The sequence below is a fragment of the Bradyrhizobium sp. C9 genome, assembly GCF_002532045.1.
Lineage (GTDB): Bacteria > Pseudomonadota > Alphaproteobacteria > Rhizobiales > Xanthobacteraceae > Bradyrhizobium.
On record NZ_NWTG01000014.1, the window covers coordinates 53,062 to 78,993 of the forward strand.

The window sequence follows — 25,932 nt, forward strand, 5'->3', positions numbered from 1 at the left end:
TTCCGCTCAAGCGTGCGTGCACGCCGGCCGCTGCGGCAGGGTCAATGCCCTGCCGCACGTCCCGGATGTCACCACATCGGGGATGTCACCAGCTCGCAGGAAGCCGCTTCAGCCCGCGCAGCACGAAGGTCGGCCGCCATTCCGGATTTTCCGCGTCATCGAGCCGCAGGTCGGGGATCCGGCGCAGCAGCGTCGAGATCGCGACCTCGGCCTCGATCCGCGCCAGCTGGGCGCCGAGGCAGAAATGGATGCCGCCGCCGAACGATAGCGGCTTCACGTTCGGCCGCCGGATGTCGAGCTTCTCGGGATGGTCGGGATAGACAGCCTCGTCGTGGTTGGCCGAGCCCAGCAGGCACAGCACGCTCTCCCCCTTCGGGATGCGTTTGCCGCCGAGATCCTCGATATCCTCCAGCGCGACGCGGCCGGTCAGCTGCACCGAGGAATCGTAGCGCAGGAACTCTTCGATCGCATTGGTGATCAGGCCGGGATTGGCCTTCAGCAGCGCGAGCTGGTCCGGGTTGCGGAACAGCGCGAGCAGGCCGTTGCCGATCAGGTTCACGGTCGTCTCGTGGCCGGCGCCGAACAGCAGGATGATGTTGGCGGTCAGCTCCTCATTGGTGAGCTTCTGGCCGTCCTCCTCGGCCTGTACCAGCTGGGTGGTGAGGTCGTCGCCGGGCTGCTTGCGGCGCAACTCGAACAGCTGGTGGAAATACATCGCGGCCATCGCGTTGGCGGCGTTGCCCTGCTTGATCTCCTCCGCCGACATCGGCACCGGCTCGAGCAGGCGTCCGCCGTCGCGCGAGCCGTTGTAGAAGGCCTCGCGATGCTCCTCGGGGATGCCGAGCATGTCGCAGATGATCGTGACCGGCAGGCGGAAGGCGAAGTCCTCGATCAGGTCCATCTTGCCTTGCGGAATGATGCGGTCGAGCGTTTCGTCGACGACGCGCTGGATGCGCGGCCGCATGTCCTCGACCCGGCGCGCGGTGAACGCCTTGACGACGAGACCGCGCAGGCGGGTGTGGTCGGGCGGATCCTGCTGCAGCATCCAGTGGCCCATGCTGCGCATGACCGGCTCGTCCATGATCTTGGGACCGTAGCGGCGGATCGAGCGTTCGACATAGTCCTTTCCGAACCGCTTGTCGCGCAGCACAAGGCTGGCCTCGGCATGACGGCTGGCGACGAAGGCCCCATGCGCATTGAGATGCATCGGATCGAGGCGGCGCAGCCGCTCATAATACGGATAGGGATTGCGAATGAATTCGGGCGCCAGTGGGTTGAAAAGCGGCTCGCCGCTGGCCGGCTGAACTTGCTCGTTCATGGTGACCTCGTTCGTGCGTTACGCCGGTGCCTGCACTCTGGCGCACCTTGGTGTCATCCTCAAGACCGCACCAACACGGGCACGGCTATTCTGGTTTGGGCAACTCTGGTTTCAGCAGCTCCGGTTTTGTCAACCGCAACTCGATACACTATTGTATCGAGTTGCATTGTGCCTTAAACTGCGCTGATGTCAAGGGTTCGAACCAGACCGACACGGGACGACACCTGCGAGAAGCTGTTCGAGGCGGCGGCGCGGGTGTTCGAGGAACAGGGCATCGGCGGCGCCAGCATCGAGACGATTGCGGCCGCGGCGGGTTTCACCCGCGGCGCCTTCTATTCGAACTTCAAGAGCAAGGACGAGCTGATCTTCGCGATGCTCGAGGATCACGTCGAGCAATCGATCCGGCGCAATCTCGATTTGCTCGCCAAGCACAAGGACCTCGCCGACTTCCTGGAGGCGCTGCGCACCGTGGACCGCAGCCGGCAGGATCCGCTCGGCCGCTCCCCTCTCCTGCACATGGAGATGATCCTGTTCGTGGCGCGCGCCGAGAAGCGCCGGCCCGAGCTCGCCAAGCGCCTGCGCGCGCGGCGCAAGCTGATCGCCGACATCGTCGAGACCGCGCAGAAGAACAGCGGCAGGAACGCCAGGCTCAATCCGGACTGGACCGGCGCCATCGTGCTGGCGCTGGAAGATGGTTTCCGCCTGCACCGCCTGATCGATCCGGAGACCACACCCGCCGACAGTTGCCTGCGCGCGATCACCGACCTGCAGCGGGCGATCGGCGTTTCATCCGCATGACGCGTCAGGCTGCGCTGGCGACCTTGTGCATCTGGCCGGCGACGGCACGGACCTTGCGCGGCGAAGCCTGCCAGATCGCGAACGCCGACAGCAGGCTGACGGCAATGCCGAGCAGGAACGCGCTCGTATAGCTGCCCGAGAGATCGTAGAGCTGGCCCGTGATCCACGGACCCGCGGCTCCGCCGGCGAGCGCGGCCAGCATCACGGTGCCGAAGATGCTGCCGTATTGCTTGCCCTGGAAGATCTCCAGCACCACCGGTCCCATCACGGAGGTCAGGCCGTAGCCGAGCGCGCCCTGGGTGAAGACCATGAGGTAGATCAGCGTCATGCTCGGCCAGTATTTCAAGGCGGCGAGCGCGGCAAAGCAGATCACGAAGCCGAAGCAGGAAATCGCCCACACCCATTCGCGTCCGATGCGATCGGAGAGATGCCCGAGCCAGATCTGGCCGGGAATGCCGAGCAGGCTGACGACGCCGAGCGCCCAGACGCCGACATTGGAGCTGAAGCCGATGTCGAGCAGGAATTTGGTCTGGTGCACCTGCACCGCGTACCAGATATACAGGCCGCAGAAATAGCCGGTCGCGATCCACCAGAACCGTGCGGTGCGCAGCGCGCGCGACAGCGTCCAGTCGATGCCGGCCCACACCGGATCGACGATGTTCGATGCGGGCCTCGCCGACGTCGCCGTCGGCGCCGCATCGCCGTCCGGCTGCAGCCCGATGTCCTCCGGCTTCTTGTGCAGCAACAGGTTGATCGGCGCCAGCACGACCAGCACCAGGATCCCCATCGCGGTGCAGGCGGTGCGCCAGCCGGTCTGCTCGATCATGTGCTGCACCCATGGCAGCAATGTCACCGAGCCGATGCCGACGCCGGCGAAGGCAAGCCCGATTGCGAGGCCGCGGCTGCGGATGAACCAGTTCGGCACGAACAGGGACTGGCCGGAATAGCCGAGGCAGACGCTGCCGGAACCAACCAGCACGCCGATGGTGAGATAGAGATGCCAGGGCTGCGTGGTCAGCGGCGCGAGCAGCAGGCCGGAGCCCATCAAGAGCACGCCGAGCTCCATCACCGCGCGCGGACCGCGACGGTCCATCAGCCGGCCGATCAGCGGGCTCGCGATCGCGGAGGCGACGAAGCCGAACGAGAATGCGCCCGCGGTGACGCCGCGCTCCCAGCCGAATTCGGAGATGATCGGCGGATAGAACAGCGAGAAGGCCGTCCGCGCGTTGACGCCGATCGCCATGGTGACGAAGGTTACCGCGACGATGATCCAGCCGTAGAAGAAGGGAAGTCGCATGACATGACCGTCGTAAGGGCGCAACCTGACGGGTGCGACCAGCAAGAAGGGAAATACGTTCTCTTGCATAATGCACGGTCAAATCTGTGAAGCAATTCATAGACAATTGTACCTACCGATGATTGTAGGATCAGCAGATGATCACTTCGCGTCTGGCCGGAGACCACGAAGCGCGTTATCATCCTCTTTTCAGCAGGCAATACTCAGGAGGAATACTATGGGCGGTTTGGTTGCCGACGGGTACGTCCCGCACGTTCAGGAGCAGTTGAATTCCCGGTTCATTGGCGAAGCGCTGGACGAGATGGTCCAGTTTCAAAAGGAGTTCAAAGTATTCTCGCCGCAGCACACGCTGCAGATGTCCTTTGGGCTTCTCAACATTGCGCCGGTCGGCGAAGCCGATCGTCACGGATTTTTCAAGTACCTGAAGCTGCTGAAGCGGACGGGCGCATCGATCGACGGCAAGGCCTCACGGAAGAACGGGCACGATCAGATCGTCGCCTCGCTGCAGGGCAATCTCGAAAGCGGCAGGGCGATGCCGGTATTCTTCACCTGGCATCCCGGTGAGCACCCGAAGGGAATCGTGCAGATCACAAGCGGCGATCGCGTTCTGAGCTTCTCCAGCAAGGGGTTTCTCACGATCTCCGTCCCGACGATCCGCGCGAACCGTCCCAAGGCCGGCAAGCGCAAGAAGTAGCGCGACGCCGGCGCGATGCGCGCACTGCAGACCAAGGTTCGCGAATACTATTCGGGAACGCTGCAACGCCACGGCCCGACCCCGCTCGGGGTCGATTGGCCGAACGTGCTCTCGCAATACCTGCGCTTCGTGCAGTTGCTGAAGCTTTGTCGTTTCGGGAAACCTTTCAGCCTGAACGATTTCGGCTGCGGCTATGGCGCGCTGCTCGAGTTCCTGGCGATGCGCCACGGCGATGCCGCCGTAACCTATCGCGGCATCGACATCTCACCGGCCATGATCGCGGCTGCCCGTGCCCGCTGGGCCGCCAACAAGCGGGCCGTGTTCGCCGAGGGTTCGCAGTGCGGCGCACTCGCCGACTACTCGCTCGCGAGCGGGACCTTGAACGTCCGGCTCGGTCATCCCGTCGCGGAATGGGAAGCTTATATCGAGGCGATCCTCACCGACCTCGAGGCCAGCAGCCGGATCGGTTTCGCCGTCAATTTCATGTTGCCTCGCGACGAAGCCCCGGCCGAGGCCGGTCTGTATCGCACCGCGCCGGAGCGCTGGACACCGCTTTGCGAGCGGTTCGGCCGCGTCGAATTGATCACTGGCTACGGACTTCGCGAATTCACGCTTCTTGTCCGCAAGACGCCGCCGGCGACTGCGCGATCGGGAACAGGCTCTCGTAAGGCCGCGCGCCGGTCTCCTCGATGAGATGCCGGGCGCGCGCAAGCAGTTCACTCAGCTGATATCGCGGATAGCGCAACCCATCCGCGTTCACCACTTGCGCCAGCACCAGCGTCGAGCGGCATTCGGCGAGCCGCCCCCGCCGCTCCCTCGCGAGCGCGATCCCCTGTTCGGCGACGCCGAAGGCCGCGGCCAGGCTGTTGCTCCTCAGGTGAATTTCGGCAAGGAATGCCAGCATGTCGCTTTCATATTCGAGGCCGGTGAAAGCCTCTCGCGCCAGCCGGATCGCCGATTCAAGCTTTTGGATCGCCGCAACGTGGTCGCCCGCCAGCGACAGCGCCAGTCCGCGGCAGACGCTCGCATACACCGCAACATAGGGGGTATTGTTTCTCCTGGCGATCTCGTCGATACGCAGGCTGTGAAGATCGGCGAGCCTTTCGTCCTGCGTGAGCCAGGCCAGTTCGACTCCGGCGTGATGCGGAATGAACAGGACCGCCGGATCGGGGTGACCGCTCTCGCTGGCGACCAGTTTGGCGATGTTCTCCCGCGCAAGATCGAAACTGCCCGTCCGCACCAGCAGTCGCGCGTGCAGGCCCGCAACCCATCGTTCCACATTGAAGCCGAGCTGGGCTTCGTGGGACCGCTCGATGCTCGCAACCTGCCTGAGCGCGGTCTCGCCTGCCGTGAGCGCTTCGCGAAGCTTGCCGGCATAGCCATAGGCCTGACACAGAAACACCTGCAGGATGGTCCCGATGCTCGGATCCTCGCAAACCTCGATCGCGTGCAGCACTTGCCCGACGTATTCGTCCGCCGAGCCGGTGCAGGCCATGACGCGGCCATAGCCGGCGAGGATCAGAACTTCCGAAACGGAGTCCTTCAATTGCCGTGCCATGTCCAGCGCCTCGGCGTGGAACGGCGCAGCCTCCTCCGCGCTCATGCCCTCGCGCCAGCCGTGGTTCACGATCTGCCCCGACGCGTGCATGCGCAGCCGGTCGGTCTCGGCCGAACGGGGAAGCGATTGTGCCAGCAACCTGACCTTCAGCCACGCCTTCATCGCCAGGCGCGAATTTGTGGTCCCGATCCAGGCCGCGGCGCGCGCGCTGTAGGCGGCCGCCGGCCCAAACTCCTTGGCCGCCTCGAAATGATAAGCGATCGGGCCGGCATATTCGCTCAGCTGGTTGTGGTGGAAGCGTTCGAGCGCCCTTGCCACTGCGGCATGCAGCTCGACGCGGCGGGTGCGCAGGAGCATGGCATAGGCAACCTCCTGGATCAGCGGATGGCGGAAGGCGAAGCGTTCCTGTTCGGTCTCTCCGGGCAAATTCTCGATCAGTTCAACTTCCAGCAAGCGCCCAAGGATGTCGGAGAGATTGGGCGCATGGGCCCGCGTGACCTCGGCGAGCACCGGCAGCGGAAACTCCCGGCCGATCGTCGCGCCAACCTGCAGGACCTCCTTGTCTGCCGGCGCGAGCCGGTCGATGCGCGCGCCGATCACGGTTTGAACCGTCGCCGGCAAGGTCTCGGTCGGCATTTGCCCGAATGCCTCGTAGTGGCCCGGCCGGCCATCGAGTTCGCCGCTGTCGACCAGCGAACGGATGAGCTCCTCGGCAAAGAACGGATTGCCGCCACTCCGCTCGACGATGCGGTCGCGAAGCGGGGCAGTCGACGGGTGATCACCGACCAGGTCGCGCGTCAGGGCGGACAGGTCCTCGTCGCGCAGTTCATCGAGCCGCAGCTCCTGAAACCCGGAGCCGGCAGTCCAGGGCGCCTGATAGGTCGGCCGATAGGTCAGGATGATCAGGGCACGGCTGATATGCGCGATATTCACCAACGCCGAGACGAACTCGATGCTCGCCTCGTCCAGCCAGTGGATGTCCTCGATGATGATCACCGAGGGCGTCCGCGTGCCGTCGCGCACGAGACTTGCGACCAGATTGACGAGCCGCGCGTGCCTCACCTTCGGGTCCATCGCAGGCGCCGGCGCCTGCGCGTCACGAATGCCGAGGAAATCGGCGAGCAACGCGACGTCGTCAATCAGATGCGGGACCGTAGGCTCGATCCGTGCCGCGATCTTGGCGCGTGCCGTCTCCGCATCGTCGGTGGAAGCGATCCGGAAGAAGTTGCGGAAGAATTCCAGCAACGGCTGCAAAGGACCGGAATGATCGTAGGGCGATGCCCGCGCCTCCTGCACCGGCACCAGACGCTCCTTGACGGTCCGGGCAAATTCGAAGCACAGGCGGCTCTTGCCAAGGCCGGGTGGCGCCGAGATGCCGATCGCCTTGCCCTCGCCCCGTTCGGCCCCGGCGAAGGCGTCGTGCAGGACGGCCAGCTCGGCGTCGCGGCCGCGATAGGCGCCGACGACGGCATCGCGGAACGGCGCGCGCGCCGGCTTCATTCCGACCAGCCGGTAGACAGCGACCGGCCGCGGAAACCCCTTGACGTCCTGGTGGCCCAGTGCGCGCCCATCGCAGGACGCCTGCACGAGCTTGAACGTCGACTCCGTGACGCAGATGTCGCCCGGTTGCGCCATGTGTTCGAGGCGACTTGCAAGGTGCACGGCAGCACCGTAGACGCCCTGCTCTTTCGTGAACTTGTCCGGGACACCGGCGACGATCTCGCCGGAGTGGATCCCGACCCGCAGCACGATGCCATTGTCGCGCGACGACTGGACCATGGCGAGCGCGGCCTGGCAGGCGCGCAATGCATGATCCTCCTGGGCGTGGGGGATGCCGAAGATCACCATCAGCCCATCGCCCATGTTGCGCATGATCGTGCCGTGATATTGCTGGACCGCATAGCCCATCCGCTCCAGCGCGGGCGGCAGACGGGCCAACGCAAGCTCGGGGTCGTTGTCGCCGATCAGTTCGGTTGAGCCGACGATATCGGCGAACATCACGGTGACGACCTTGCGCTCGCCAACCGGCTGGGCCTGGTCAAGACGTTCGCCGCACGCGCCGCAAAAGCGTGCGGTCTCGAGATTCGGGTGCTGGCAATTCGGACAGACGGAAGAGAAGCTCAGCCCGCACGACCGGCAGACACCGTCCTCTGCCAAGGTCTCGGATTGACAGGCCGGGCACAGCATGAACACCACCTTCCCGATACACTGTCCGCTTGCGGATTCCGGTGCAGCTTAACAAGACCAGCCCCACCGGGCAATCAAGCCAGAAACGGCATAACGCGCCAAGCCCGAGTTTTGAGCGTGCGGGGAAAGGCCGCCTCAGGCCCCCAACGCGTGGCTTTCATGGCCGAAATAGGCGCGCTCGAGCCGGTGCGCGAGGTCGCTCTCGCCGGTCACGGCCTCCAGCGCGACCGTCCCCTGCACCAGCGCGTAGACCCGATCGGCACAGGCCAGCGCCTTCTCCAGCAGCTGCTCGACCAACAGCACGGAGGTGCCCTGCTCGCGCAGCCGGCCGATGACGTTGAGGACGCGATCGACCAGCACCGGCGACAGTCCCGCGGAGGGCTCGTCGAGCATCAACAGCCGCGGCCGGCGGACCAGGCCCTGCGCCACCGTCAGCATCTGCTGCTGCCCGCCCGAGAGTGCGCCGCCGCGCTCATGCCGCTTCTCGGCGATCTCGGGGAAGAATGACAGCGCCTCCTCGATGCGCCCGGCGCGCTCCGCGCGCGGCAGGTCGTAGCCGGCGAGCAGCAGATTGTCGGTGACCGAGATCTGCGTGAACACGCGGTGGCCCTCGATGACGTGCACGAGTCCGGCGCGTGCGGCCTCGCGCGGCGTGGCGTTGGTCATGTCGCGACCGCCGAACCGGACCTGCCCGGCATTGACGGGCAACAGACCCGACATCGCGCGCAGCAGCGTGGTCTTGCCAGCGCCGTTCGGACCGAGCAATGCGACGACCTCGCCGGCGGCGATCGTCATGTCGATGCCGTGCAGCACACGGATCTTGCCGTAGCCGGACTCCAGCGCGCGCACGTCAAGCAGCGGTTCAGCCGCCGAGGTAAGCACTGACGACCTCCTTGTGGACGCGGATCTCCGCCGGCGTTCCCGCCGCCAGGATGCGGCCGAGATTGAGCACGGTGACCTGGTGGCAGATGTCGAAGATCAGGTCGGCATGATGCTCGACCAGCAGCACACCGGTGCCGCGGCCGCAGACCGCCTTGATCAGGCTGGCGAGCCGCTCGATCTCGTCATTGGAGAGGCCCGCCGCGGGCTCGTCCAGCAGCAGGAAATCCGGATCGAGCATCAGCGCGCGTGCGATCTCGATGAAGCGCAGCTCGCTGTGCTGAAGGCGGTCGGCGCGGACGTCCGCCAGCGCCTCGAGGCCGACGATGCCGAGCAGCGCCCGTGCCTTCGCGGCGAGCATCCGCTCGTCCGCGGCATTGCGCGGCAGTGCCAGCATCGCCTCGACGAAATTGGCCCTGCCCTCGATCGAGCCGCCGATCATGACGTTCTCCAGCACCGAGGCTTCGCCGATCACGCGCGGCGTCTGGAAGGTGCGCGCGATGCCGTTGGCCGCGCGCCTGACCGGCTGGCCCGCGGGCAACAGCGCGTCGCCGAGCGTCATGGTGCCGGCCTTCGCCGCGTAGTAGCCCGAGATCACGTTCAGCGTGGTGGTCTTGCCGCTGCCGTTCGGCCCGATCAGGCCGTGGATCTGGCCGGGCGCGACATCGAGGTCGAGGCCATCGATCGCCTTCACATTGCCGAAGCTCAGCGCGATGCCGCGCAACTGCAGCGGCTTGCCGCCGTCGCGCCGGCGCACGATGTCGGCGAGCGCGGCCGGACGTGGCACGATGGCGCGGTTGCTGGCGAGCGGACGGCGGTTGCGGAAGTCGAGCAGCGCCGCGATGCCGCCGGGCATCACCAGCACGATCAAGAGCAGCAACACCGCGTAGAGGAAGGTCGACCACGCCGCGAGCGGCGCGGCGATTTCGGGCAGGATGGTCAGAATGATGGTGCCGAGCATCGGCCCGAGAATCGAACCGCGGCCGCCGATCAGGATCGCGATGAAGAACAGCACCGAGAGATCGAAGGTGAAGGCATCGGGCGTGATGTACGTCTGCAAGGTCGCGAACAATCCGCCGGCGATCGCCGCCAGCGCGCCGGCGAACAGGAAGATCGCGATCAGCATGTTCGGCTTGGAGATGCCGCTCGCTTCGGCGGCGACCTCGGCGTCGCGCACCGCGATCAAGGCGCGGCCGAAGCGGCTGCGCGCGACGTTGGCGCTCATCCAAGTGGTGAATGCGGCGAACGCGATGCAGAGGCCATAGAAGCCCCATGGCGTGTTGAACGGTGCCGGGAATTCCGGACCGGAAATGCCGATGCCGCCGCCGGTTACGCTCTGCCAGGCCAGCGCGATCTGGGTCACGATGGTCGCAAAACCGAGTGTCGACATCGCGAAATAGAAGGTGCGCAGGCGCAAGGCCGGCAGGCCGACGATCACGCCGAAGATCGCGCCGATCAGGCCTGCGATCGGCAAGGCGGCAAACACCGGAATCGCCGGCATCACGTTGCCGGCGACCAGCACGCTGGTCGTGTAGGCGCCGAGCGTCAGCAGCGCAACATAGCCGATCGCAAGGTGGCCGGCGAAGCCGACCACCAGATTGAGGCCCGATACCAACACCCAGTAGATCGCGGCGCGGGTGCCGATCAGCACCCAATAGTCGTTGCTGACGAAGGGCAGCAGCATCGCCAGCACGAGGATGCCGAGGAACGGCAAGATGTGCGAGAGCGCCGCCCGCCATGCGCCGCTGTCGGTTCGGGGCGGAGCAGCTGCGACCGAGGTCATCACACCCTCCGCGCGGTCAAGGCGCCGAACAAGCCTTGCGGCGCGGCGAGCAGCACCACGATGAACAGCGTGAACACCGCGACCGAGGAGAAGATGCCGCCCACCAGGAAGTTCGCCGCCTGCTGGAACAGGCCGAGCGCCAGCCCACCGATGATCGCACCCCTGTTGTTGCCGAGCCCGCCGAGCGCCACCGGCACGAAGCCATAGAAATTGAGCAGCGCGCCATTGGCGAAGAAGGCGAGCAGCAACTGCCCGCCGGAGAATCCGGCGATGCCGCCGACCACACCGGCAAGCGCGTAGCTTGCGACCCGCAGATTGCGCTCCGGCAGGCCGAGCGCCCGCGCCGCGAAATTGTCCTCAGCGATGGCGAGGAATGCGCGGCCGACCAGCGTACGCCGATAGAGATATTCAAGGCCGATGATGGTGATCGCGCAGGCAGCAACCGGCAGCCAGAATTTCTCGTCCCAAACGCCCTCGCCGAATCCTGCGATGCGCGGGAACGGCTGCGGCTCGGTGCCCCATTTGATCGCGGTGACCTGCTGGATCATCAGCGCGACCGCCAGGGTCGAGAGCACGTAGAGATGCTGGTCGAGGCTCTTGAGCACCGGCCGCACCGCGACGAATTCGGTGATGATCCCGATCACCGCGCAACACAGCAGCGTCAGCACGAAGCCTACGGCGACCGGCAGGCCGAGCTTCAGCGTGAACATCGAGCCGAACACGCCGCCCAGCATCGCAAGCTGGCCGGCGGTGAAGCTCATCACCCGCGAGGTCGAGAACATCGTGTTGTAGGTGACGCCGACCAGCGCGTAGATCGCGCCCGCCGCGAGACCGGATGCAAGGATAGAGGCCAGCATCGGCTGCGCCCTCGCCCTGCTATGTGTATCCCGGCGCCAGCGCGAAGGTGCCGTTCCTGGCGGTCGAGGATTCCGACATCACGATCTCTTCGGTCAGATAACCGTTATGCTCGGTCGGCGAGAAACGGTAGTTGCCGAAATAGCCGGGATAGGTCGACAGCGAATTCCAGTATTTGATGATGCCGGCGCTGTCGGTCGAGCCGCTTTCCGCAACCGCCTTGGCGATCAGCTCGATGCAATCGATGCCGCCAGCAACCCACCACAGCAGCGTATCGTTCAGCGCGATGTTGGCCTTGGTCAGGCGCGCGACCAGGTCCTCGCTCTTCGGCGGCAGCTTGCCGGCGCTGTCATAGCTGCAGCTCTTGTAGCCGATCGCATAGACCTTCTTCCAGTTCTCCGGCTTGGCAACGAGGCTCGCGAGCTCGCCCGACGCCATCGAGGGGTGGCCTACGAAGGGGACGTCCCAGTTCATCGCGGCGCGGGTGTTGAACATGCGCGCCTCCATGCCGGTCGAGACGCTCCACACCACGATCGCCTCGGCGCCGGCGTTCTTGGCGCGCAGCATGTCCGGCGTCATGTCGGGCTGCGTGGCGTCGATATTGGCCTGATAGACCACTTCGGCGCCGTCCTTCTTGAACGCCGCGACCGACGCACCCACTGCGGTGACGCCGTAGCCGGTGGTGTCGCCGATCACCGCGACCTTCTTCACCTTGAGGATCTTGAGGCAATAGTTGCGCACGGCGTCGTCCCACTGATTGTTCGACGGCGCGATGCGGAATGCGTTGGGGAACTTGACCGGATCGATCAGGGTCTCAACGACGCAAGGATGCAGGTCAGGCATCTTGGCGCGCGCCATGATCGGCGTGGTCGCCAGCGCCTCGCCCGAATTCAACGGGCCCCAGATCGCGTGAACCTTGGCCTGGCTGATCAGCTCCTGCGTGGCGTTCACCGCCTTGGTCGGATCGCCCTGGGTGTCGCGCATCACAAGCTCGATCTTGCGGCCCTTCACCCCGCCCGCGCCGTTGATGGCATCGACCGCGAAGTTGACGCCGCGGTTGAATCCGACCGTCGGTGCCGAGCTCGGCCCGGTAATCGCCGCGAGACAGCCGATCTTGATTGGTTCCGATTGTGCGATCGCAGGTGCCGGGAAGGAGAATGATGCGGCGCCGAGTACGCCGGCGCTGCCCAATAAGACGTCACGGCGTGAAATGGCCATGTGATGCACTCCCTGTTTCCCTCTCGGCGCCCGTCGTTTGCTGCGGGACGTCCGTTGATTGATTTTCCGCACGCTCTGGGGCCGCGGTTTGACAGGCTCAAGTTTGAGCTGGATGCGAAGGTCTTGTCCAGCCCTTCCGCGGCATTGGGATCAGCCGAACTTTCATGGCCGCGCTCGCCGCGTCCAGTGCCCGGCATTGACAGCGCCAACCGGGATCTCTCCGGCGACGATCTTCGCAACCTGGCGCACGGTCTCCGACGACTGATGCTCGATCGCTTGCGGCGTCAGGCCCCCGACATGCGGGGTTGCGATGACATTGTGCAGCTTCGCGAGTTCCGGCGTCGGCATCTGGTCCGGCGCGCGGCCGACATCCATTGCCGCGCCCGCGATGCGGCCCTCGCGCAGCGCGGCCGCCAGCGCCGCCTCATCGACGAGGTTGCCGCGCGACAGGTTGATGAAGAACGCGTGCGTCTGCATGCGCGCCAGCGCAGCCTGCCCGATCAGGTTCTCGGTCTCCGCATTGGCGATCGCGAGGCAGACGACGTAGTCGGCACGCGCCAGGAGATCGTCGAGCGAAACATGTTGGATCGCGGCATCATCCGGCGTCGCGAAGGGATCGGCGACCAGCACGCTCATGCCCAGCGCCTTGGCAAGGCCGGCCAGATAGCGTCCGATGCTGCCAAAGCCGATGATTCCGATCGTGCTGCCCGCGAGCTGGCGGCCCATCGCAACCTCGGGCGCCCTGCCCGCATGATAGTCGGCGGTGGCGCGCGAGAGGCCGCGTGATAAATCCACCATGAAGCCGAGCGCGAGCTCGGCGACCGACTGGACGAAGCCGGCGCTCGCCTGCGTCACCAGCACGCCGGCAACCGACGCCGCCGCCACGTCGATGTTGCGGATATCGACCGCACAGCGCACGAAGGCGCGCAGCCTTGGCAGCCGCGGAAATATTTCGCTAGGCCCCGGCGTCATGCGATCGGCGACGATGATGTCGACATCAGCCGCGGCTGCGACCAGCGCCGCCGCGTCGAGCGCCTCGTCGCCCTGATGCAGCCTGACGTCGGCGACCGCGCGCAGATCGTTCAGGCTGCGCTCGCCGTAATAGTCGCGGCGCATCTGCGGGGTATGGGCGAGCAGGACCTTCACGTTTCGAATCCCCTAGTAGCCGAGTGCATGCGGCAAGGCCGTGCTGATGGCGGGAACGAAGGCGATCACCAGCAGGCACAGCAACAGCAGGCCGAGATAGCCTGCTATCGGCTTGATGGTCTGCTCGATCGGCACATTGCCGATCAGGCAGGCGCCGTAGAGGCCAAGACCAAGGGGTGGCGCAAACAGCCCGAGCCCCATTGCGATGACGAGCACGACGCCGAAATGCAGGGGATCGATGCCGAGCTTGACCGCAACCGGCAGCAGCAGCGGCCCGAAGATGATCAGCGCCGCGGCGCCTTCCAGCACCGAGCCCATCACCACCAGCACCAGGATCGACAGCAGCATGAACAGCCAGACGCCGTGGCTGCCCGAGATCGCCAGCATGAGCTCGCCGACGGCGTGCGGCACTTGCTGCAGCGTCAGGATGAAGGCGAGTGACTGCGCCGCCGCGACGATGAACAGCACCAGGCCCGAACGAACCGCCGATTGCACGAAGCAATGCGCGAGGCTCTTGGCGCCGAGTTCGCGGAACAACAGGCTGCCGACAGCGATGGCGTAGACCGCGGCAAACGCCGAGATCTCGGTTGCGGTGGCAAAACCGCTCTTGAAGCCGAAGAAGATCATGAAGATCAGCCCGAACGAGGCAGTCGCGCCGGTCCACAGGCCGGAAACTGCGGCACGCGGCTCGGCTTCCTCAGTCGCGGCGGGACGCTTGCCGAACACGATCGATACCGCGATCAGTGCCAGCGCCATCAGCGCGGCCGGAAGCATGCCGGCGACGAACAGGCCGCCGATCGACAGATTGGCGACGAAACCGAGGATAATCAGGTTGATGCAAGGCGGAATGGTTTCCGCCATCACGGCGGAAGCGGCGAGCAGCGCCACCGCGCCGCCCGGGTTCTGCCGCGAGCGCCGCGCCGCCGGGATCAGCACCGAACCGACCGCGGCGACGTCGGCCATCTTCGAGCCCGAGATGCCGGAGAACAGCACCATCGACATCACCATCACGACGTTGAGCCCGCCGCGCATCCGCCCGACCGCGCGCTGCAACAGCTCGATCAGCCTGACCGACATGCCGTTGGCTTCCATCAGATAGCCGACCAGGATGAAGAACGGGATCGCCAGCAGCACGAAATTGTCGATGCCGCGCGCCATCTGCTGGGCGAAGATGACGCCGGGCAGCGTGCCTTCCACCCAGATGAAGATCAGCGCCGCCAGCGCCAGCGCAAAGCCGATCGGGAGTCCGCCGAACAGCGTGAGGAAGAAGCCGATCAGCATCAACGCCTGCGACGACGGCACCGACGATGGCGCCAGCGCATCCCAGGCCAGATAGACGCCGGCGATGATTGCGGTCGCGACGATGCCGGCCATCATGTCGCGCAGCGGCCGGCCACAGAACGTCTCGAACGCGAAGACCGTCATGAACGCCGCGCCGACGCCCATCGGATAGAACGTCCATTCCAGCGGCAGGCCGGAGCCTGAGGTCTGGCCGGTGGTCAACCAGCCCATCTTGACGGCGTTGAACGCGACATAGCCGGAGATGATGGTGACGAGCAGCGTGCCGACCGCGTCGACCACGCGCCGCACACCCGGCGGCAGCATGTCGACGAAGAAGGCGACGCCGAGATTCTCGCTGCGCGCGAGCGCGCTCGCCGCGCCGAAGAAGCTCGACCCGACCATCAGCCCGCGGGCGACGTCGTCCGACCATTCGACCGGCGCATTGAACAGGAAGCGGGCCAGCACCGAGACGCAGACCACCACGAGATCGGCCGCGAGCAGGGCCGCGGCGATCGCGTCACTGATGGCGAGCAGCGGCGCCGTGATCCGGTCTGCACTGCTTCTCGTCGCGACTGCGGCGACTGACATGCCGACCTCAGGCCTGGGTGGCGCGGATCAGCTCGACGACGGCTTTCGCCTCGGGCCGCGCCTTGATGAAATGGTCGGTCTGCGGCAGCACGCGCTTGCGGAACGCCTCCTTGTCGCACTCGACGACCGTGACTCCCTTCTCCACCAGTGTCGCCAGCGCCTCCTTCTCCACCGCAAGTCCGTGCGCGCGGGTGTCGGTCGCAGCCTGCTTCGCGGCGTCGAGGAAGCCTTCGCGCAGCTTCCGGGCCATGCGGTTGAATGTCGTGTCGCTGAAATAGACCGCGAGCGGCGAGAAGATGTGCTGGGTCAGCGCGTAGTGCTTGGCCGTCTCGTAGAACTTGCTGGCCAGGATGGTCGGCGGATCGTGCTCGAGGCCATCGAGCACGCCGGCTTGCAGCGCCGTGTAGATCTCGCCGAACGCCAGCGGCGTCGCCGCGGCTCCCATGAGCCGCAGGCATTCGGTGATGATCGGGTTGGGCAGCGTACGGATCTTCAGGCCGGCGAGATCTTCCGGCGTCTTCACCGGCTTCTTCGCCAGCACGCTGCGGGCGCCGAAATTGTAGGTCCAGGCGATGATATGGATACTGCCGCCCTTGAGCAGCGCATCCTCGATCGGCTTCGCAGCGCCGGCATCGAACGCCTTGGTCTGCTGCTGATAGCTGGTGAAGAGATAGCCGAGATCGAACGTGCCGACCAGCGGCACCAGGTTCGCCGAGATCGACGAGCCCGAGACCATCAGGTCGATCACCCCGAGCTTCACCGAGTTGATGACGTCGATCTCCTGGCCGAGTTGGTTATCGGGGAAGAAGGTGACCTCGATCTGCTCGCCGAGCCCGTTCGCCTTCAGGCTCTTGACGAGGTTGTCGTAATAGACGCGGCCGTTGGCGTATTTGGGATCGTTCGGAAGCGACGACGAGCACCGCATCTTCATGGTCGCAGCCTGCGCGCGACCGATGATCGCGGGCGCCGCGGCAAGCCACGCCGCAGCGGCGGCCGACGACCGCAACACGATGCGGCGGTTCACGTGCTTCGGGATCATGATGGCGCTCCTCCCCAGGAACGGATCTTGTTGTCTCAGCCGCCCGCCTTGTTGGCGTGAGCTTGGCAGCCGTTTTGTCATAATGTATGACAAAACGAATTCGGTTGTGCAAGAGCGCCGCGCGACGGCGGTGCAGGCAACCAACCGCAGCGAGGCTTCCGATGTTCCAGACCTCCAACGCGTTGCGCCGGAGCGTGCACAGCCAGGTCGCCGACCGGGTCGGCAGCAGCATCGTGCGCGGCGAGATCGGTGTCGGCGAGACGCTGCCGCCGGAAATGCAGATCTGCGAGATGATGGATGTCAGCCGCACCGTGGTGCGCGAGGCGATGCGGACACTGACCGGCAAGGGGCTGATCGAGTCGCGGCCGAAGAGCGGCACGCGGGTGCGGCCGCCCGAGCAGTGGAATCAGCTCGATCCCGACGTGCTGCGCTGGCACCTCGAAACCGCGGAGATCGATCGCTATCTGGCCAAGCTGTTCCAGCTGCGCTCCGCGGTCGAGCCCGCCGCCGCGGCGCTGGCGGCGAGCCATGCCGAGGCTGACGACATCGCCCGCATCCGCGCCGGCTGTGACGGCATGGACGCGGCCAAGACCAACGAGGACTTCGTCACCGCCGATATCATGTTCCATCAGGCGATCTATTTCGCGACCCGCAACGAGTTCTTCTGGCCGATCGCGCAAATGTTCGAGATCACCCTGCGCCAGAGCTTCACGATCGCAGCCCCCGGCTCGCACCGGCCGCGCGCGCTGATCGAGCACCGCGCGGTGCTGGACGCGATCGCCGCGGGAGATGCCGAGGCAGCGCGCGAGGCCACGGTGGTGCTGCTGACGCACTCCGCCGACGATCTGGTGCGGATTCGGGGACGCGAGTTCGAGGCGACACGTCCAGCCAAGCGAAGATGATGCTGGCGACGGCGGTCGTGATGAGCTCACTGCTTCCCCATCGTCGTCCTGGCGAAAGCCAGGACGACACCGAATGTAGCCGCACCTCACCGCGGCTTGCACACGCCGCTGCACGAGCGCGCTACTTCGATCGCGCCACCGTCGTGCCGTCCCAATCCTCATCGCTGGGGTTGGCGAGCTGATGCCTGCATCGCGCGATCATCTGCGCCGAGGCCGCATCCGTACCGCGAAGTTGCAAGGAGTTCTCGAACGCCGCGATCGCCGCGGTGAAATCGCCGGCGCGCCAGGCCGCAAGCCCGGCCTCATACGGCACGATCCAGTCGCGCGCGATCGCGCCCTCGTCGGCCATTGCGATCAACTCGTAGATTTCCAGCCCGCCGGCGCGGCCGTAGACGGCGAGCCGGTCGAGCTCACGGACGACGATGCGATCGCCGGCCAGACGCCGCGTCTCCGAACCGATGATGATGGTCGATCCATAGACCTTGTTGGTGCCCTCGAGGCGGCTTGCGATGTTCACGGCATCGCCGATCACGGTGTAGTTGAGCCGCACCTCCGAGCCGATATTGCCGACCAGCATGTCGCCGGAATTGATGCCGATGCGGATCCTGACCGGCTCTCCCTTGTCGTCGGCGAGGCCGGCCTGTGCGACCGCGCGCTGGCAGGCGAGCGCCGCCCGGCAGCAATCGGCGGCATGATCGAGATTGGCCGCAGGCGCGCCCCAGAACGCCATCACGGCGTCGCCGATGAACTTGTCGATGGTGCCGTTTTCCTGCTGGATCGCCGCGGAGACGATGTCGAAATAGCGCGACAGCAAGGGGATGATGCGGTCGCCGAGCCGTTCCGACATGCCGGTGAAGCCGGCGAGGTCGACGAACATCACGCTCATCGGTCGCACCGCGCCGCCGAGCCGCGCACCATTGCCGTCGCTGACCAGCCGCCGCACCAGATCGGCCGGAATGTATTTGCGGAACGCGGCGAGCCCCTGCGCCATGTCGCCGATCGCCCCCGACAGGTTCTCGATCTCGGCAAGGCGCGACGGATGCCGTTCGACCTTGTCGAGGTCGAAGCGCTCGACATGCCTGATCTCGCCGACCACCTTGATCAGGGGCGCCGCGATCAGGCGCTGCGCCAGCCAGGCCGACAACAGTCCGGCGGCCGCGATCAGCGCCGCGAGCCCGATCAGCAGGTTGCGGATCGTCATCCGCACCGGGCCGAGGAATTCGGACTCGGGCACCACCGTCACCAGCGACCAGCCCGGGAACGAGATCGGCGTCAGCACCGCCTGGTAGGCCTGCCCGTCCCGCGTCACCTGGGAGCGGAACGCCTCGCCCTCGCCGGGATCGTAGGCCTTGCCGGCCTGCCTGACTGCGGCCACCGCAACCGGCAGCAACGGGTGATCGGTCTTCAGCGCATTCAGCTCGTCGGCGTCAGCATCAGGAGACGCGATCACGCTGCCGTCGCGATCGAGCAGGAAGGCGCCCGCTGACTTGCCGACCGTGAGCTGCGAGAGGAAGTTCGACACCCGGGTCAGCTCGATGATGATGGCGAGCACGCCGGTGCGCTCACCGTCGACGTCGATCGGCACCGCCAGCATCGCGGCCAGCCGCTCGCCGCGGGGCAGCGTCGTCAGCGTCGACCATTGCTGGTCGCGGGCCGCGATCGCATCGCGAAACCAGGGCTGCTCCGTGACAAGATATTTGCCGTCCTCGACCGTGCTGCCCTTCGGCTTGATGTCGATGCCGGCATAATCGTATTGATCGGCGCGCAGCTTGCGGTCGGGCGAGATGGTCAGCATCTCGACGCCGGCGTCGCCGAGCTTGTGGGCGCCAAAAAACGAGCCGTCCGGCCAGCCGAACGCGACCCACGAGATGGTCGGCTGCGACTGCAGCTGCGACAGGAACACGAACTGTCGCTTGCGCGCGTCGCGGGCGTCCAGCACCTTCTCGGTCAGCAGCGTCCGTACCGCCGTCATCGACGAGCGCGCTTCGGTCGTGATCGACTGCAGCTCGTCGCCGACCGCGGAGACGATCTGGTCGTTGATGGTGTCGGCCAGCGTCTGGCTCACCCGTTGTGCGGTGCGCCACCACAACAGATGCACGCCGACGGCGCTGACCACGATCGAGGTCAGGACGAGGGCGGAGATCGCACTGCGGATGCCGATGCGCATCGATGAGGTCCGGATCAGCGGTTGCTTTACCGCATTACGGAACATATCCGCGATTGTTTCGCCAGCCCGGGACGCAGCGCAGCCTCCGGACACGGGCCTGTGACCATAGTTGAATGCATCTGCGACGAAACTTCTGGATTGTTGGCGGCGTACACGCCAAGACAAGACAGCTATCTTCGAAGGTTCCTTGATGCACGACGTCACGATCCCGGCCGCCCTGATCGCCGGTCTAGTCAGCTTCCTGTCGCCCTGCGTGCTGCCGCTGGTGCCGCCCTATCTGATCTACCTGACCGGTGCGACCATCGAGCAGGTGAATCAGGACGGCGCCACCGCGGCCTCCAAGCGCGCGGTGATGACCGCGGCGGTGATGTTCGTGCTCGGCTTCTCGACCGTGTTCGTGGCGCTTGGCGCCAGCGCCTCGATCGTCGGCGGGCTGGTGCGCGCCTGGTCGGCCGAGCTCTCGATCCTGGCCGGCATCGTCATCATCATCATGGGCCTGCACTTCCTCGGCATCACCCGGATCGGCCTGTTGATGCGCGAGGGACGGCTGACCGCGCCCAAGCCGGTCGGGCTGTGGGGCGCCTATGTCATGGGGCTGGCGTTCGCGTTCGGCTGGACGCCCTGCATCGGGCCGATCCTGGCCGCGATCCTCTCGATTGCGGCCGCGGAGGCCACGGTGACCAAGGGCGCCGGCCTGCTCGCGGTGTATTCCGCCGGGCTCGGCATCCCCTTCCTGCTCGCCGCCTTTCTGGTCGAGCAGTTCTCCTCGGTGTTCGCGCGGATGAAGCGCCATCTCGACACCGTCGAGCGCGTGATGGGCGTGCTGATGGTGGTCACCGGCATCGGCTTCCTGACCGGCGCGGTGTCCGGCGTCAGCGTCTGGCTGCTGGAAACCTTCCCGGCGCTGCAAAATATCGGCTAGGCCCGTAACAAGCGGGCCATGTCAGGCGAAACTCCCACCAAGACGCTGCCGTAGCTCTTGGCTCGTGCCGATTGACGTGCGTTGGCACTGAATGCGGGCGCCGGCTGCGTGGCGGATATTGGGAGGGTTTCGCATGAATTTCATCGTCAACCTGCTGATTCTGCTGCCGGCGCGGATCGCCGTGCACTTTGCCTGGGCCGGGCCGCTGATCATGCGGATCATCGTCGGCTACACCTTCATGCTGGCCGGCTGGGGCAAGCTCACCAACCTCGCCCAAGTCACCGAGAACTTCGTCGGCTGGGGCATTCCCTTCCCGACCATCCTCACGCCCTTCGTGTCCGGCGTCGAATGCTTCGGCGGCGCGATGCTGATCCTCGGCCTGTTCACCCGCATCCCAGCCGCGATGCTCGCGGTGGTGATGATCGTCGCGATCAAGTCGGCGAAATGGGGCGACGTCGATTCGCTGGAGACCCTGCTCGGGTTCGAGGAAGCGACCTACTTCGCCGCCTTCATGTGGCTTGCGATCGCAGGTCCCGGCGCCGCCTCGCTGGACCGCCTGCTGGTCAACGCGACCGAGGGCCAGAAGGCGCCGACCTGAGAGCAGCCGCAAGGCCGGCTCACAATCCCGTGACATGGCGAGCCTCGATCCCGGTGGCCCCGTAGCTCAAGCAACCTTCGCCTCCGGGAGCGCGCCATGAGACTTGTCCGCAGCATCGCAATTCTCATGGCGTTGAGCGCGTCGCCCTCACTTGCGGCGGACGCCCCGGCATGGAGCGGCTGGAGCCACGATCTGTTCGCGCGCGCCACGACCGAGCAGCGCTTCGTCATCCTCGATCTCGAAGCGGTGTGGTGCCACTGGTGCCACGTGATGGAGAAGACCACCTACGCCGACCCCAAGGTGCAGGAGCTGCTTGCGGCGAAATATCTCCCGGTCCGCGTCGACCAGGATGCCAATCCGGACCTCTCGAGCCGCTATGGCGACTGGGGTTGGCCTGCGACCATCGTGTTTGCGCCCGACGGCAGCGAGATCGCCAAGATCAGAGGCTATGTCGAGCCCGAGCGGATGCAGGCGCTGCTCAAGGCCATCATCGATGATCCCTCGCCGGGCCCGTCGGTCGGCGAGGCGTTCGAGATCAAGCCCGCCACCTCGGCCTTTCTCGGCAAGGCGCAACGCACCGAGCTGACCAGGACGTTCGACGAATCCTACGACGACAAGCTCGGCGGCTGGGGCGAGAACCAGAAATACATCGATGCCGACAGCCTCGATCTTGCGATCAGCCGCGCCGAAGCCGGCGACGCGACGGCAGCAAGGCGCGCAAGGCAGACGCTCGATGCCGCGATCGCGCTGATCGATCCGGTGTGGGGCGGCGTGTTCCAGTATTCGGAGGCCGGCTCCTGGAGCCATCCGCATTTCGAGAAGATCATCTCGTTCCAGTCGCAATATCTGCGACAGTACAGCCAGGCCTATGCGCAGTGGAAGGAGGCGAAATATCTCGCGGCCGCGCGCGATGTCGAACGCTACCTCACCGATTTCCTGCTGGGCCCCGACGGCGCCTTCTATGTCAGCCAGGACGCCGATCTCAATCACGACGTCGACGGCCACGCCTATTATGCGCTTGATGGTGCAGCGCGCCGCAAGCTCGGCCTGCCTCGCATCGACAAGAACCTCTATGCGCGCGAGAACGGCTGGACGATCTCCGGCCTCGTGGCCTATTACGATGCGAGCGCCGATCCCAAGGCACTGGAGATCGCCGAGCGCGCAGCCAAATGGGTGCTCGCCAATCGCGCGCTGCCGGACGGCGGCTTTCGCCACGGCGACAAGGATCGCGGCGGCCCGTTCCTCGGCGACACCGTCGCGATGGGTCAGGCGCTGCTCGATCTCTACGCCGCGACTGGCAATCGCGACTGGCTGACGTCGGCGGTGCGTGCCGGCGACTTCACAGCGACGTTCCGCGACGACGCCGGCGGCTTCTTCACCTCGAAGACGTCGGAGGGCCAAGCCGGCGTGTTCGCCAAGCCTGCCAAGCTGATTGACGACCAGATCCAGGTCGCGCGCTTCATGAACATGCTCAATCGCTATGTCGGCGGCGACGGCACGCACGAACTGGCCGCGCACGCGATGCGCTATCTCGGTGCGGCTTCGAGCGAGATGCCGCGGCCGATGCCCGGCGTGCTGCTCGCCGATGAGGAGCTGGCCACCGAGCCGACGCATGTCACCATCGTCGGACACAAGGACGACGCCCGCGCGCAACGCCTGCATGCCATCGCCCGCGCCCTGCCCGCCCGCTATAAGCGGCTCGAATGGCTCGACCTGCGCGAGGGCAAGCTGCCCAACCCGGACGTCGACTACCCCGACCTCGGCGAGCCGGCGGCCTTTGCCTGCAGCAACCGCATCTGCTCGTTCCCGGCGTTCAGCGCCGAGGAATTGCAGGCGAACGTGGCGCAGATGGCGAAGCTGAAGCCGGCGCGCGCGGCGCAAAACTGACTAAAATGCAGACTGTGCGATGCAGCAATCCGATCAGCCCGACGCAATGAAATACTCTTTGGCCGACGGTGTTTGATATGGACCGGGCGTCAGACCCGGATCAAACAAAATTTTCTTTTGAAACGCTGTAACCAAATCGGCTGCTACCCCGTAGCTGATCTTGGACGAGCACTCAAATCGCGGGAAGCACCGCACCGCGGACGCCCCTGCGATCTGATTGTTCTCCGAATGTCCATCCGTTGTGCGGTCCGGGATCGAACGATCGAAGGATGCTCACGGCGCCATGTTTTTTTGCTTTCAAACAATCACCGAGGAGATCGTCATGAAGTTGAATTCGAAGTCCGGCGCAACGCTCGCCGTCGCTGCGGCCACCCTGTTCCTCGCCGGCTCCGTGGTTTCGACCACCTCGACGGCCGCGAATGCGGCCACCGGCAAGTGCATGGCCGGCAATGCCTGCAAGGGCCAGAGTGCCTGCAAGGGCGGCGCGAATTCCTGCAAGGGCCTGAATGCCTGCAAGGGCACCGGCTTCTCGCTGAGCTCCGAAAAGCAGTGCAACGCGATGGGCGGCAAGTTCGTCAAGGGCTGATCGCATCGTCCCAAGAGGGCCCGACGACTGCGCCGGGCCCTTTTCACGCCAAAACGCGGATAAATGATCCCGGCATTGGTAACCAAAGCGGACCACATCCGTAGCTAACTTTGGGTGCAGCCTTCGGCCAACTTACGCGGCTTGCGGGCGGCGCGCCTTCAACCATCTTGCACGAGGAGACGCTCATGAAGCTTACAACCAAGTCCGGCGCCACCCTCGCCGCCGCAGCGGCGACGCTCTTCCTGGCCGGAGCCGTGATGTCGACGCAGTCCTACGCTGCGAGCGAAGGCAAATGCGTCGGCGCCAATGCCTGCAAGGGCCAGAGCGCCTGCAAGGGCGGCAACCACGCCTGCAAGGGTCAGAATGCCTGCAAGGGCCAGGGCTTTGCGGAGATGACGAAGGCCGACTGCACCGCGGCGAAGGGCAAGTTCAAGGCCGGGTGAACGGATCGGTCCAAGCGGGGCCCGGTGTAGGCCGGGCCTCGTTTCCATGATAGTTGTCTGAAGTTGGGCGCCACGATCTTGGCGCCGGAAGCGCGGAGCCGCCATGAACGTTGCGAGCCGATCACCGGACAAGTCGGTGCTCGCAGAGCGCCCGCTGCAATCGGCCAAGCCGCCATTCCTCGGTTTCGGCCTCGGCCTGCGTGCCCAGCACTACGACGAGATCCTGAACGGCAATCCGCCGATCGACTGGTTCGAGGTGATCAGCGAGAACTACATGCTGCCGGGCGGCCAGCCGCTGCGCATCCTCGACCGGATCTGCGCGCGCTATCCCGTGGTGATGCACGGCGTCTCGCTGTCGATCGCCTCCACCGCGCCGCCGAACTTCGACTATCTGCAGGGCCTGAAGGACCTCGCACAACGCGTGCAGCCGAAATGGGTGTCGGATCATCTGTGCTGGACCGGCGTGCACGGCAAGAACCTGCACGATCTGCTGCCGATCCCCTATACGCAGGAGGCGCTCGATCACGTCGTGAGCCGGGTGCAACTGGTGCAGGATTTCCTCGGCCGCACCATCGTGCTCGAGAATGTCTCGACCTATGTGCAGTTCAACAACTCCGAGATGACGGAGTGGGAATTCCTCTCCGAGTTGTCGCGCCGCTCCGGCTGCTGGCTGCTGTTCGACATCAACAATGTCTATGTCAGCGCCTTCAATCACGGCTACGATCCGATGGCCTTCCTCAACGGCATTCCGCCGGATCGCGTGGTGCAATTCCACATGGCGGGCCACAGCCATATGGGCACCCACATCATCGACACCCACGACCATCCGGTGTGCGAGGATGTCTGGGACCTCTATGTCGCGGCCTTGAGGCGGTTCGGGCGGGTCTCGACCATGATCGAGCGCGACGACAACATCCCGCCGCTCGACGAATTGCTGCGCGAGGTCGAGCGCACCCGCGAGATCGCGGGGCAGGTGCTGCCCGCAGGCGCGCCGGCGGCATGAGCGACTTCGCGCGCCAGCAAGGTGACTTCCAGCGCGCCATCCTCACCGGCGACGACGGCATCCTGACCGAAATCCTCGACAGCCCCAAGGAGACGCGCACGACGCTGTTCGGCGTCTATCGCTATGCCTACGGCTCGCGGCTGGTGGAAGCGATGCGCAACGACCACGAGCTGCTGCATCGCTTTCTCGGCGACGAGATGTTCGACGAGGTGGGCCATGCCTACGTCAAGGCACGGCCGTCCGAGCATCCGAACCTGCGCTGGTTCTCGCAGGGATTGCCGGATTTCCTGAAGGCCACCGCCCCCTACAGCAACCATCCCGTGCTCGGCGACCTCGCCGCGCTGGAGAAGGCGTTGAACGACGCCTTCGACGCCCGCGAGGGCGCCGTGCTGGCGCTGGAGGCGATGGCCGGTTTCGCGCCCGAGCAGTGGAACGACCTCGTATTCCAGCCGCATCCGAGCGCTACGAGGGTCGACCTGTCGACCAATGCGGCTGCGATCTGGATGGCGCTGAAGAACGACGAGACGCCGCCGGAAGCGGAGACGCTCGCCGAACCCGCCCGCCTCCTGATCTGGCGCCAGGACACCACGCCGATGTTCCGCGAGCTGCCGACGGAGGAAGCGATGATGTGGGACGAAGCCTCCGATGGCGTTCCGTTCGGCGTGCTCTGCGAGATGCTCGCGACCTACGACGATCCCGATAATGCCGCAGCGCGCGGCGCCGGCTATCTGCATGGCTGGATCACGGCGGGACTTCTGACCGCGGCTTCCATCGGCAAATAAA

22 protein-coding genes and 1 pseudogene are annotated in these 25,932 nt (G+C 65.6%); 11 read left to right on the forward strand and 12 right to left on the reverse strand.

Translation table 11 applies throughout. The annotated features are described in order from the left end of the window. Nucleotides 1–85: 85 nt before the first annotated feature. Nucleotides 86–1,318 (reverse strand): cytochrome P450, encoded by a 1,233-nt coding sequence (locus tag CO675_RS25150; RefSeq protein ID WP_097674530.1) that lies wholly within the window; start codon nt 1,316–1,318, stop codon nt 86–88. Nucleotides 1,319–1,504: 186 nt separating this feature from the next. Between CO675_RS25150 and CO675_RS25155 the strand changes: the two genes are divergently transcribed. Continuing rightward, nucleotides 1,505–2,116: a TetR/AcrR family transcriptional regulator gene (locus CO675_RS25155; RefSeq protein ID WP_097674531.1), complete on the forward strand. Its 612-nt coding sequence runs from the start codon at nt 1,505–1,507 to the stop codon at nt 2,114–2,116. 4 nt (nt 2,117–2,120) lie between these two features. Here CO675_RS25155 and CO675_RS25160 read toward each other — a convergent pair whose 3' ends face one another. Continuing rightward, nucleotides 2,121–3,413 carry an MFS transporter gene (locus CO675_RS25160; RefSeq protein ID WP_097674640.1) on the reverse strand — a complete coding sequence of 431 codons (1,293 nt, stop codon included), beginning with the start codon at nt 3,411–3,413 and terminating at the stop codon, nt 2,121–2,123. Between the two features lie 217 nt (nt 3,414–3,630). On the opposite strand from CO675_RS25160, the gene CO675_RS25165 reads away from it, so the two are divergent. Together CO675_RS25165 and CO675_RS25170 are read left to right on the forward strand one after the other, a co-directional pair. Then, nucleotides 3,631–4,107, forward strand: coding sequence for a hypothetical protein (locus CO675_RS25165; protein ID WP_097674532.1), 477 nt, complete (start codon nt 3,631–3,633; stop codon nt 4,105–4,107). Between the two features lie 15 nt (nt 4,108–4,122). Further along, nucleotides 4,123–4,800, forward strand: a complete 678-nt coding sequence (locus CO675_RS25170; RefSeq protein ID WP_097674533.1) for a methyltransferase domain-containing protein — start codon at nt 4,123–4,125, stop codon at nt 4,798–4,800. Here the strand turns inward: CO675_RS25170 and CO675_RS25175 are convergent. The 9 genes and pseudogenes from CO675_RS25175 to CO675_RS25210 form a co-directional block, all read right to left on the reverse strand. Then, the gene (locus CO675_RS25175; RefSeq protein ID WP_158231300.1) at nt 4,715–7,666 is read right to left on the reverse strand and encodes an ATP-binding protein; all 2,952 of its coding nucleotides are present in this window, start codon (nt 7,664–7,666) and stop codon (nt 4,715–4,717) included. The genes CO675_RS25170 and CO675_RS25175 overlap by 86 nt on opposite strands. A 45-nt stretch (nt 7,667–7,711) precedes the next feature. Next, nucleotides 7,712–7,852 (reverse strand): annotated as a pseudogene (locus tag CO675_RS42015) (zinc-ribbon domain-containing protein); the annotation flags it as partial. A gap of 135 nt (nt 7,853–7,987) precedes the next feature. After that, complete coding sequence (locus CO675_RS25180; RefSeq protein WP_097674535.1) at nt 7,988–8,734, reverse strand: ABC transporter ATP-binding protein; 747 nt, start codon at nt 8,732–8,734, stop codon at nt 7,988–7,990. Continuing rightward, the gene (locus CO675_RS25185; RefSeq protein WP_097674536.1) at nt 8,715–10,514 is read right to left on the reverse strand and encodes a branched-chain amino acid ABC transporter ATP-binding protein/permease; all 1,800 of its coding nucleotides are present in this window, start codon (nt 10,512–10,514) and stop codon (nt 8,715–8,717) included. Before CO675_RS25185 ends, CO675_RS25180 begins: the two co-directional genes overlap by 20 nt. Then, nucleotides 10,514–11,371 (reverse strand): branched-chain amino acid ABC transporter permease, encoded by an 858-nt coding sequence (locus CO675_RS25190; protein WP_097674537.1) that lies wholly within the window; start codon nt 11,369–11,371, stop codon nt 10,514–10,516. Before CO675_RS25190 ends, CO675_RS25185 begins: the two co-directional genes overlap by 1 nt. Nucleotides 11,372–11,390: 19 nt before the next feature. Further along, nucleotides 11,391–12,587, reverse strand: a complete 1,197-nt coding sequence (locus CO675_RS25195; RefSeq protein WP_097674538.1) for an ABC transporter substrate-binding protein — start codon at nt 12,585–12,587, stop codon at nt 11,391–11,393. Nucleotides 12,588–12,749: 162 nt separating this feature from the next. Further along, a complete protein-coding gene (locus tag CO675_RS25200; RefSeq protein ID WP_097674539.1) occupies nt 12,750–13,733 on the reverse strand; it encodes an NAD(P)-dependent oxidoreductase in 984 nt (327 codons plus the stop codon). Nucleotides 13,734–13,745: 12 nt separating this feature from the next. Continuing rightward, on the reverse strand, nt 13,746–15,602 hold the full coding sequence (locus CO675_RS25205) for a TRAP transporter large permease (RefSeq protein WP_097674540.1): 1,857 nt from the start codon (nt 15,600–15,602) through the stop codon (nt 13,746–13,748). A 7-nt stretch (nt 15,603–15,609) separates the two neighbouring features. Further along, complete coding sequence (locus CO675_RS25210; protein WP_097674541.1) at nt 15,610–16,641, reverse strand: TRAP transporter substrate-binding protein; 1,032 nt, start codon at nt 16,639–16,641, stop codon at nt 15,610–15,612. A 161-nt stretch (nt 16,642–16,802) separates the two neighbouring features. Between CO675_RS25210 and CO675_RS25215 the strand changes: the two genes are divergently transcribed. Continuing rightward, nucleotides 16,803–17,543, forward strand: coding sequence for a FadR/GntR family transcriptional regulator (locus tag CO675_RS25215; RefSeq protein WP_245452912.1), 741 nt, complete (start codon nt 16,803–16,805; stop codon nt 17,541–17,543). 121 nt (nt 17,544–17,664) lie between these two features. Here CO675_RS25215 and CO675_RS25220 read toward each other — a convergent pair whose 3' ends face one another. Next, nucleotides 17,665–19,710, reverse strand: coding sequence for an adenylate/guanylate cyclase domain-containing protein (locus CO675_RS25220; protein ID WP_158231301.1), 2,046 nt, complete (start codon nt 19,708–19,710; stop codon nt 17,665–17,667). A 190-nt stretch (nt 19,711–19,900) separates the two neighbouring features. On the opposite strand from CO675_RS25220, the gene CO675_RS25225 reads away from it, so the two are divergent. The 7 genes from CO675_RS25225 to CO675_RS25255 all read left to right on the forward strand — a co-directional run bounded on the left by CO675_RS25225 (nt 19,901) and on the right by CO675_RS25255 (nt 25,931). Then, nucleotides 19,901–20,632, forward strand: a complete 732-nt coding sequence (locus CO675_RS25225; protein WP_097674543.1) for a cytochrome c biogenesis CcdA family protein — start codon at nt 19,901–19,903, stop codon at nt 20,630–20,632. A gap of 133 nt (nt 20,633–20,765) precedes the next feature. Beyond that, nucleotides 20,766–21,230, forward strand: coding sequence for a DoxX family protein (locus CO675_RS25230; protein ID WP_097674544.1), 465 nt, complete (start codon nt 20,766–20,768; stop codon nt 21,228–21,230). Between the two features lie 96 nt (nt 21,231–21,326). Next, nucleotides 21,327–23,117 carry a thioredoxin domain-containing protein gene (locus CO675_RS25235; protein WP_097674545.1) on the forward strand — a complete coding sequence of 597 codons (1,791 nt, stop codon included), beginning with the start codon at nt 21,327–21,329 and terminating at the stop codon, nt 23,115–23,117. Between the two features lie 322 nt (nt 23,118–23,439). Next, nucleotides 23,440–23,703, forward strand: coding sequence for a BufA2 family periplasmic bufferin-type metallophore (gene bufA2 / locus CO675_RS25240; RefSeq protein ID WP_198964736.1), 264 nt, complete (start codon nt 23,440–23,442; stop codon nt 23,701–23,703). A gap of 185 nt (nt 23,704–23,888) precedes the next feature. Then, nucleotides 23,889–24,146, forward strand: a complete 258-nt coding sequence (bufA2, locus tag CO675_RS25245; protein ID WP_097674642.1) for a BufA2 family periplasmic bufferin-type metallophore — start codon at nt 23,889–23,891, stop codon at nt 24,144–24,146. Nucleotides 24,147–24,249: 103 nt separating this feature from the next. Then, complete coding sequence (gene bufB / locus CO675_RS25250) at nt 24,250–25,149, forward strand: MNIO family bufferin maturase (protein WP_097674546.1); 900 nt, start codon at nt 24,250–24,252, stop codon at nt 25,147–25,149. After that, nucleotides 25,146–25,931, forward strand: a complete 786-nt coding sequence (locus CO675_RS25255) for an HvfC/BufC N-terminal domain-containing protein (RefSeq protein ID WP_097674547.1) — start codon at nt 25,146–25,148, stop codon at nt 25,929–25,931. The genes bufB and CO675_RS25255 overlap by 4 nt, the downstream gene beginning before the upstream one ends. Nucleotide 25,932: the final 1 nt, after the last annotated feature.

Coding starts and splice junctions, on each gene's coding strand:
- CO675_RS25150 (WP_097674530.1), bottom strand. CDS start 1,318: ATGAACGAGCAAGTTCAGCCGGCCAGCGGCGAGCCGCTTTTCAACCCA.
- CO675_RS25155 (WP_097674531.1), top strand. CDS start 1,505: ATGTCAAGGGTTCGAACCAGACCGACACGGGACGACACCTGCGAGAAG.
- CO675_RS25160 (WP_097674640.1), bottom strand. CDS start 3,413: ATGCGACTTCCCTTCTTCTACGGCTGGATCATCGTCGCGGTAACCTTC.
- CO675_RS25165 (WP_097674532.1), top strand. CDS start 3,631: ATGGGCGGTTTGGTTGCCGACGGGTACGTCCCGCACGTTCAGGAGCAG.
- CO675_RS25170 (WP_097674533.1), top strand. CDS start 4,123: ATGCGCGCACTGCAGACCAAGGTTCGCGAATACTATTCGGGAACGCTG.
- CO675_RS25185 (WP_097674536.1), bottom strand. CDS start 10,514: ATGACCTCGGTCGCAGCTGCTCCGCCCCGAACCGACAGCGGCGCATGG.
- CO675_RS25190 (WP_097674537.1), bottom strand. CDS start 11,371: ATGCTGGCCTCTATCCTTGCATCCGGTCTCGCGGCGGGCGCGATCTAC.
- CO675_RS25195 (WP_097674538.1), bottom strand. CDS start 12,587: ATGGCCATTTCACGCCGTGACGTCTTATTGGGCAGCGCCGGCGTACTC.
- CO675_RS25205 (WP_097674540.1), bottom strand. CDS start 15,602: ATGTCAGTCGCCGCAGTCGCGACGAGAAGCAGTGCAGACCGGATCACG.
- CO675_RS25210 (WP_097674541.1), bottom strand. CDS start 16,641: ATGATCCCGAAGCACGTGAACCGCCGCATCGTGTTGCGGTCGTCGGCC.
- CO675_RS25215 (WP_245452912.1), top strand. CDS start 16,803: ATGTTCCAGACCTCCAACGCGTTGCGCCGGAGCGTGCACAGCCAGGTC.
- CO675_RS25220 (WP_158231301.1), bottom strand. CDS start 19,710: ATGCGCATCGGCATCCGCAGTGCGATCTCCGCCCTCGTCCTGACCTCG.
- CO675_RS25225 (WP_097674543.1), top strand. CDS start 19,901: ATGCACGACGTCACGATCCCGGCCGCCCTGATCGCCGGTCTAGTCAGC.
- CO675_RS25230 (WP_097674544.1), top strand. CDS start 20,766: ATGAATTTCATCGTCAACCTGCTGATTCTGCTGCCGGCGCGGATCGCC.
- CO675_RS25235 (WP_097674545.1), top strand. CDS start 21,327: ATGAGACTTGTCCGCAGCATCGCAATTCTCATGGCGTTGAGCGCGTCG.
- bufA2 (WP_198964736.1), top strand. CDS start 23,440: ATGAAGTTGAATTCGAAGTCCGGCGCAACGCTCGCCGTCGCTGCGGCC.
- bufA2 (WP_097674642.1), top strand. CDS start 23,889: ATGAAGCTTACAACCAAGTCCGGCGCCACCCTCGCCGCCGCAGCGGCG.
- bufB (WP_097674546.1), top strand. CDS start 24,250: ATGAACGTTGCGAGCCGATCACCGGACAAGTCGGTGCTCGCAGAGCGC.
- CO675_RS25255 (WP_097674547.1), top strand. CDS start 25,146: ATGAGCGACTTCGCGCGCCAGCAAGGTGACTTCCAGCGCGCCATCCTC.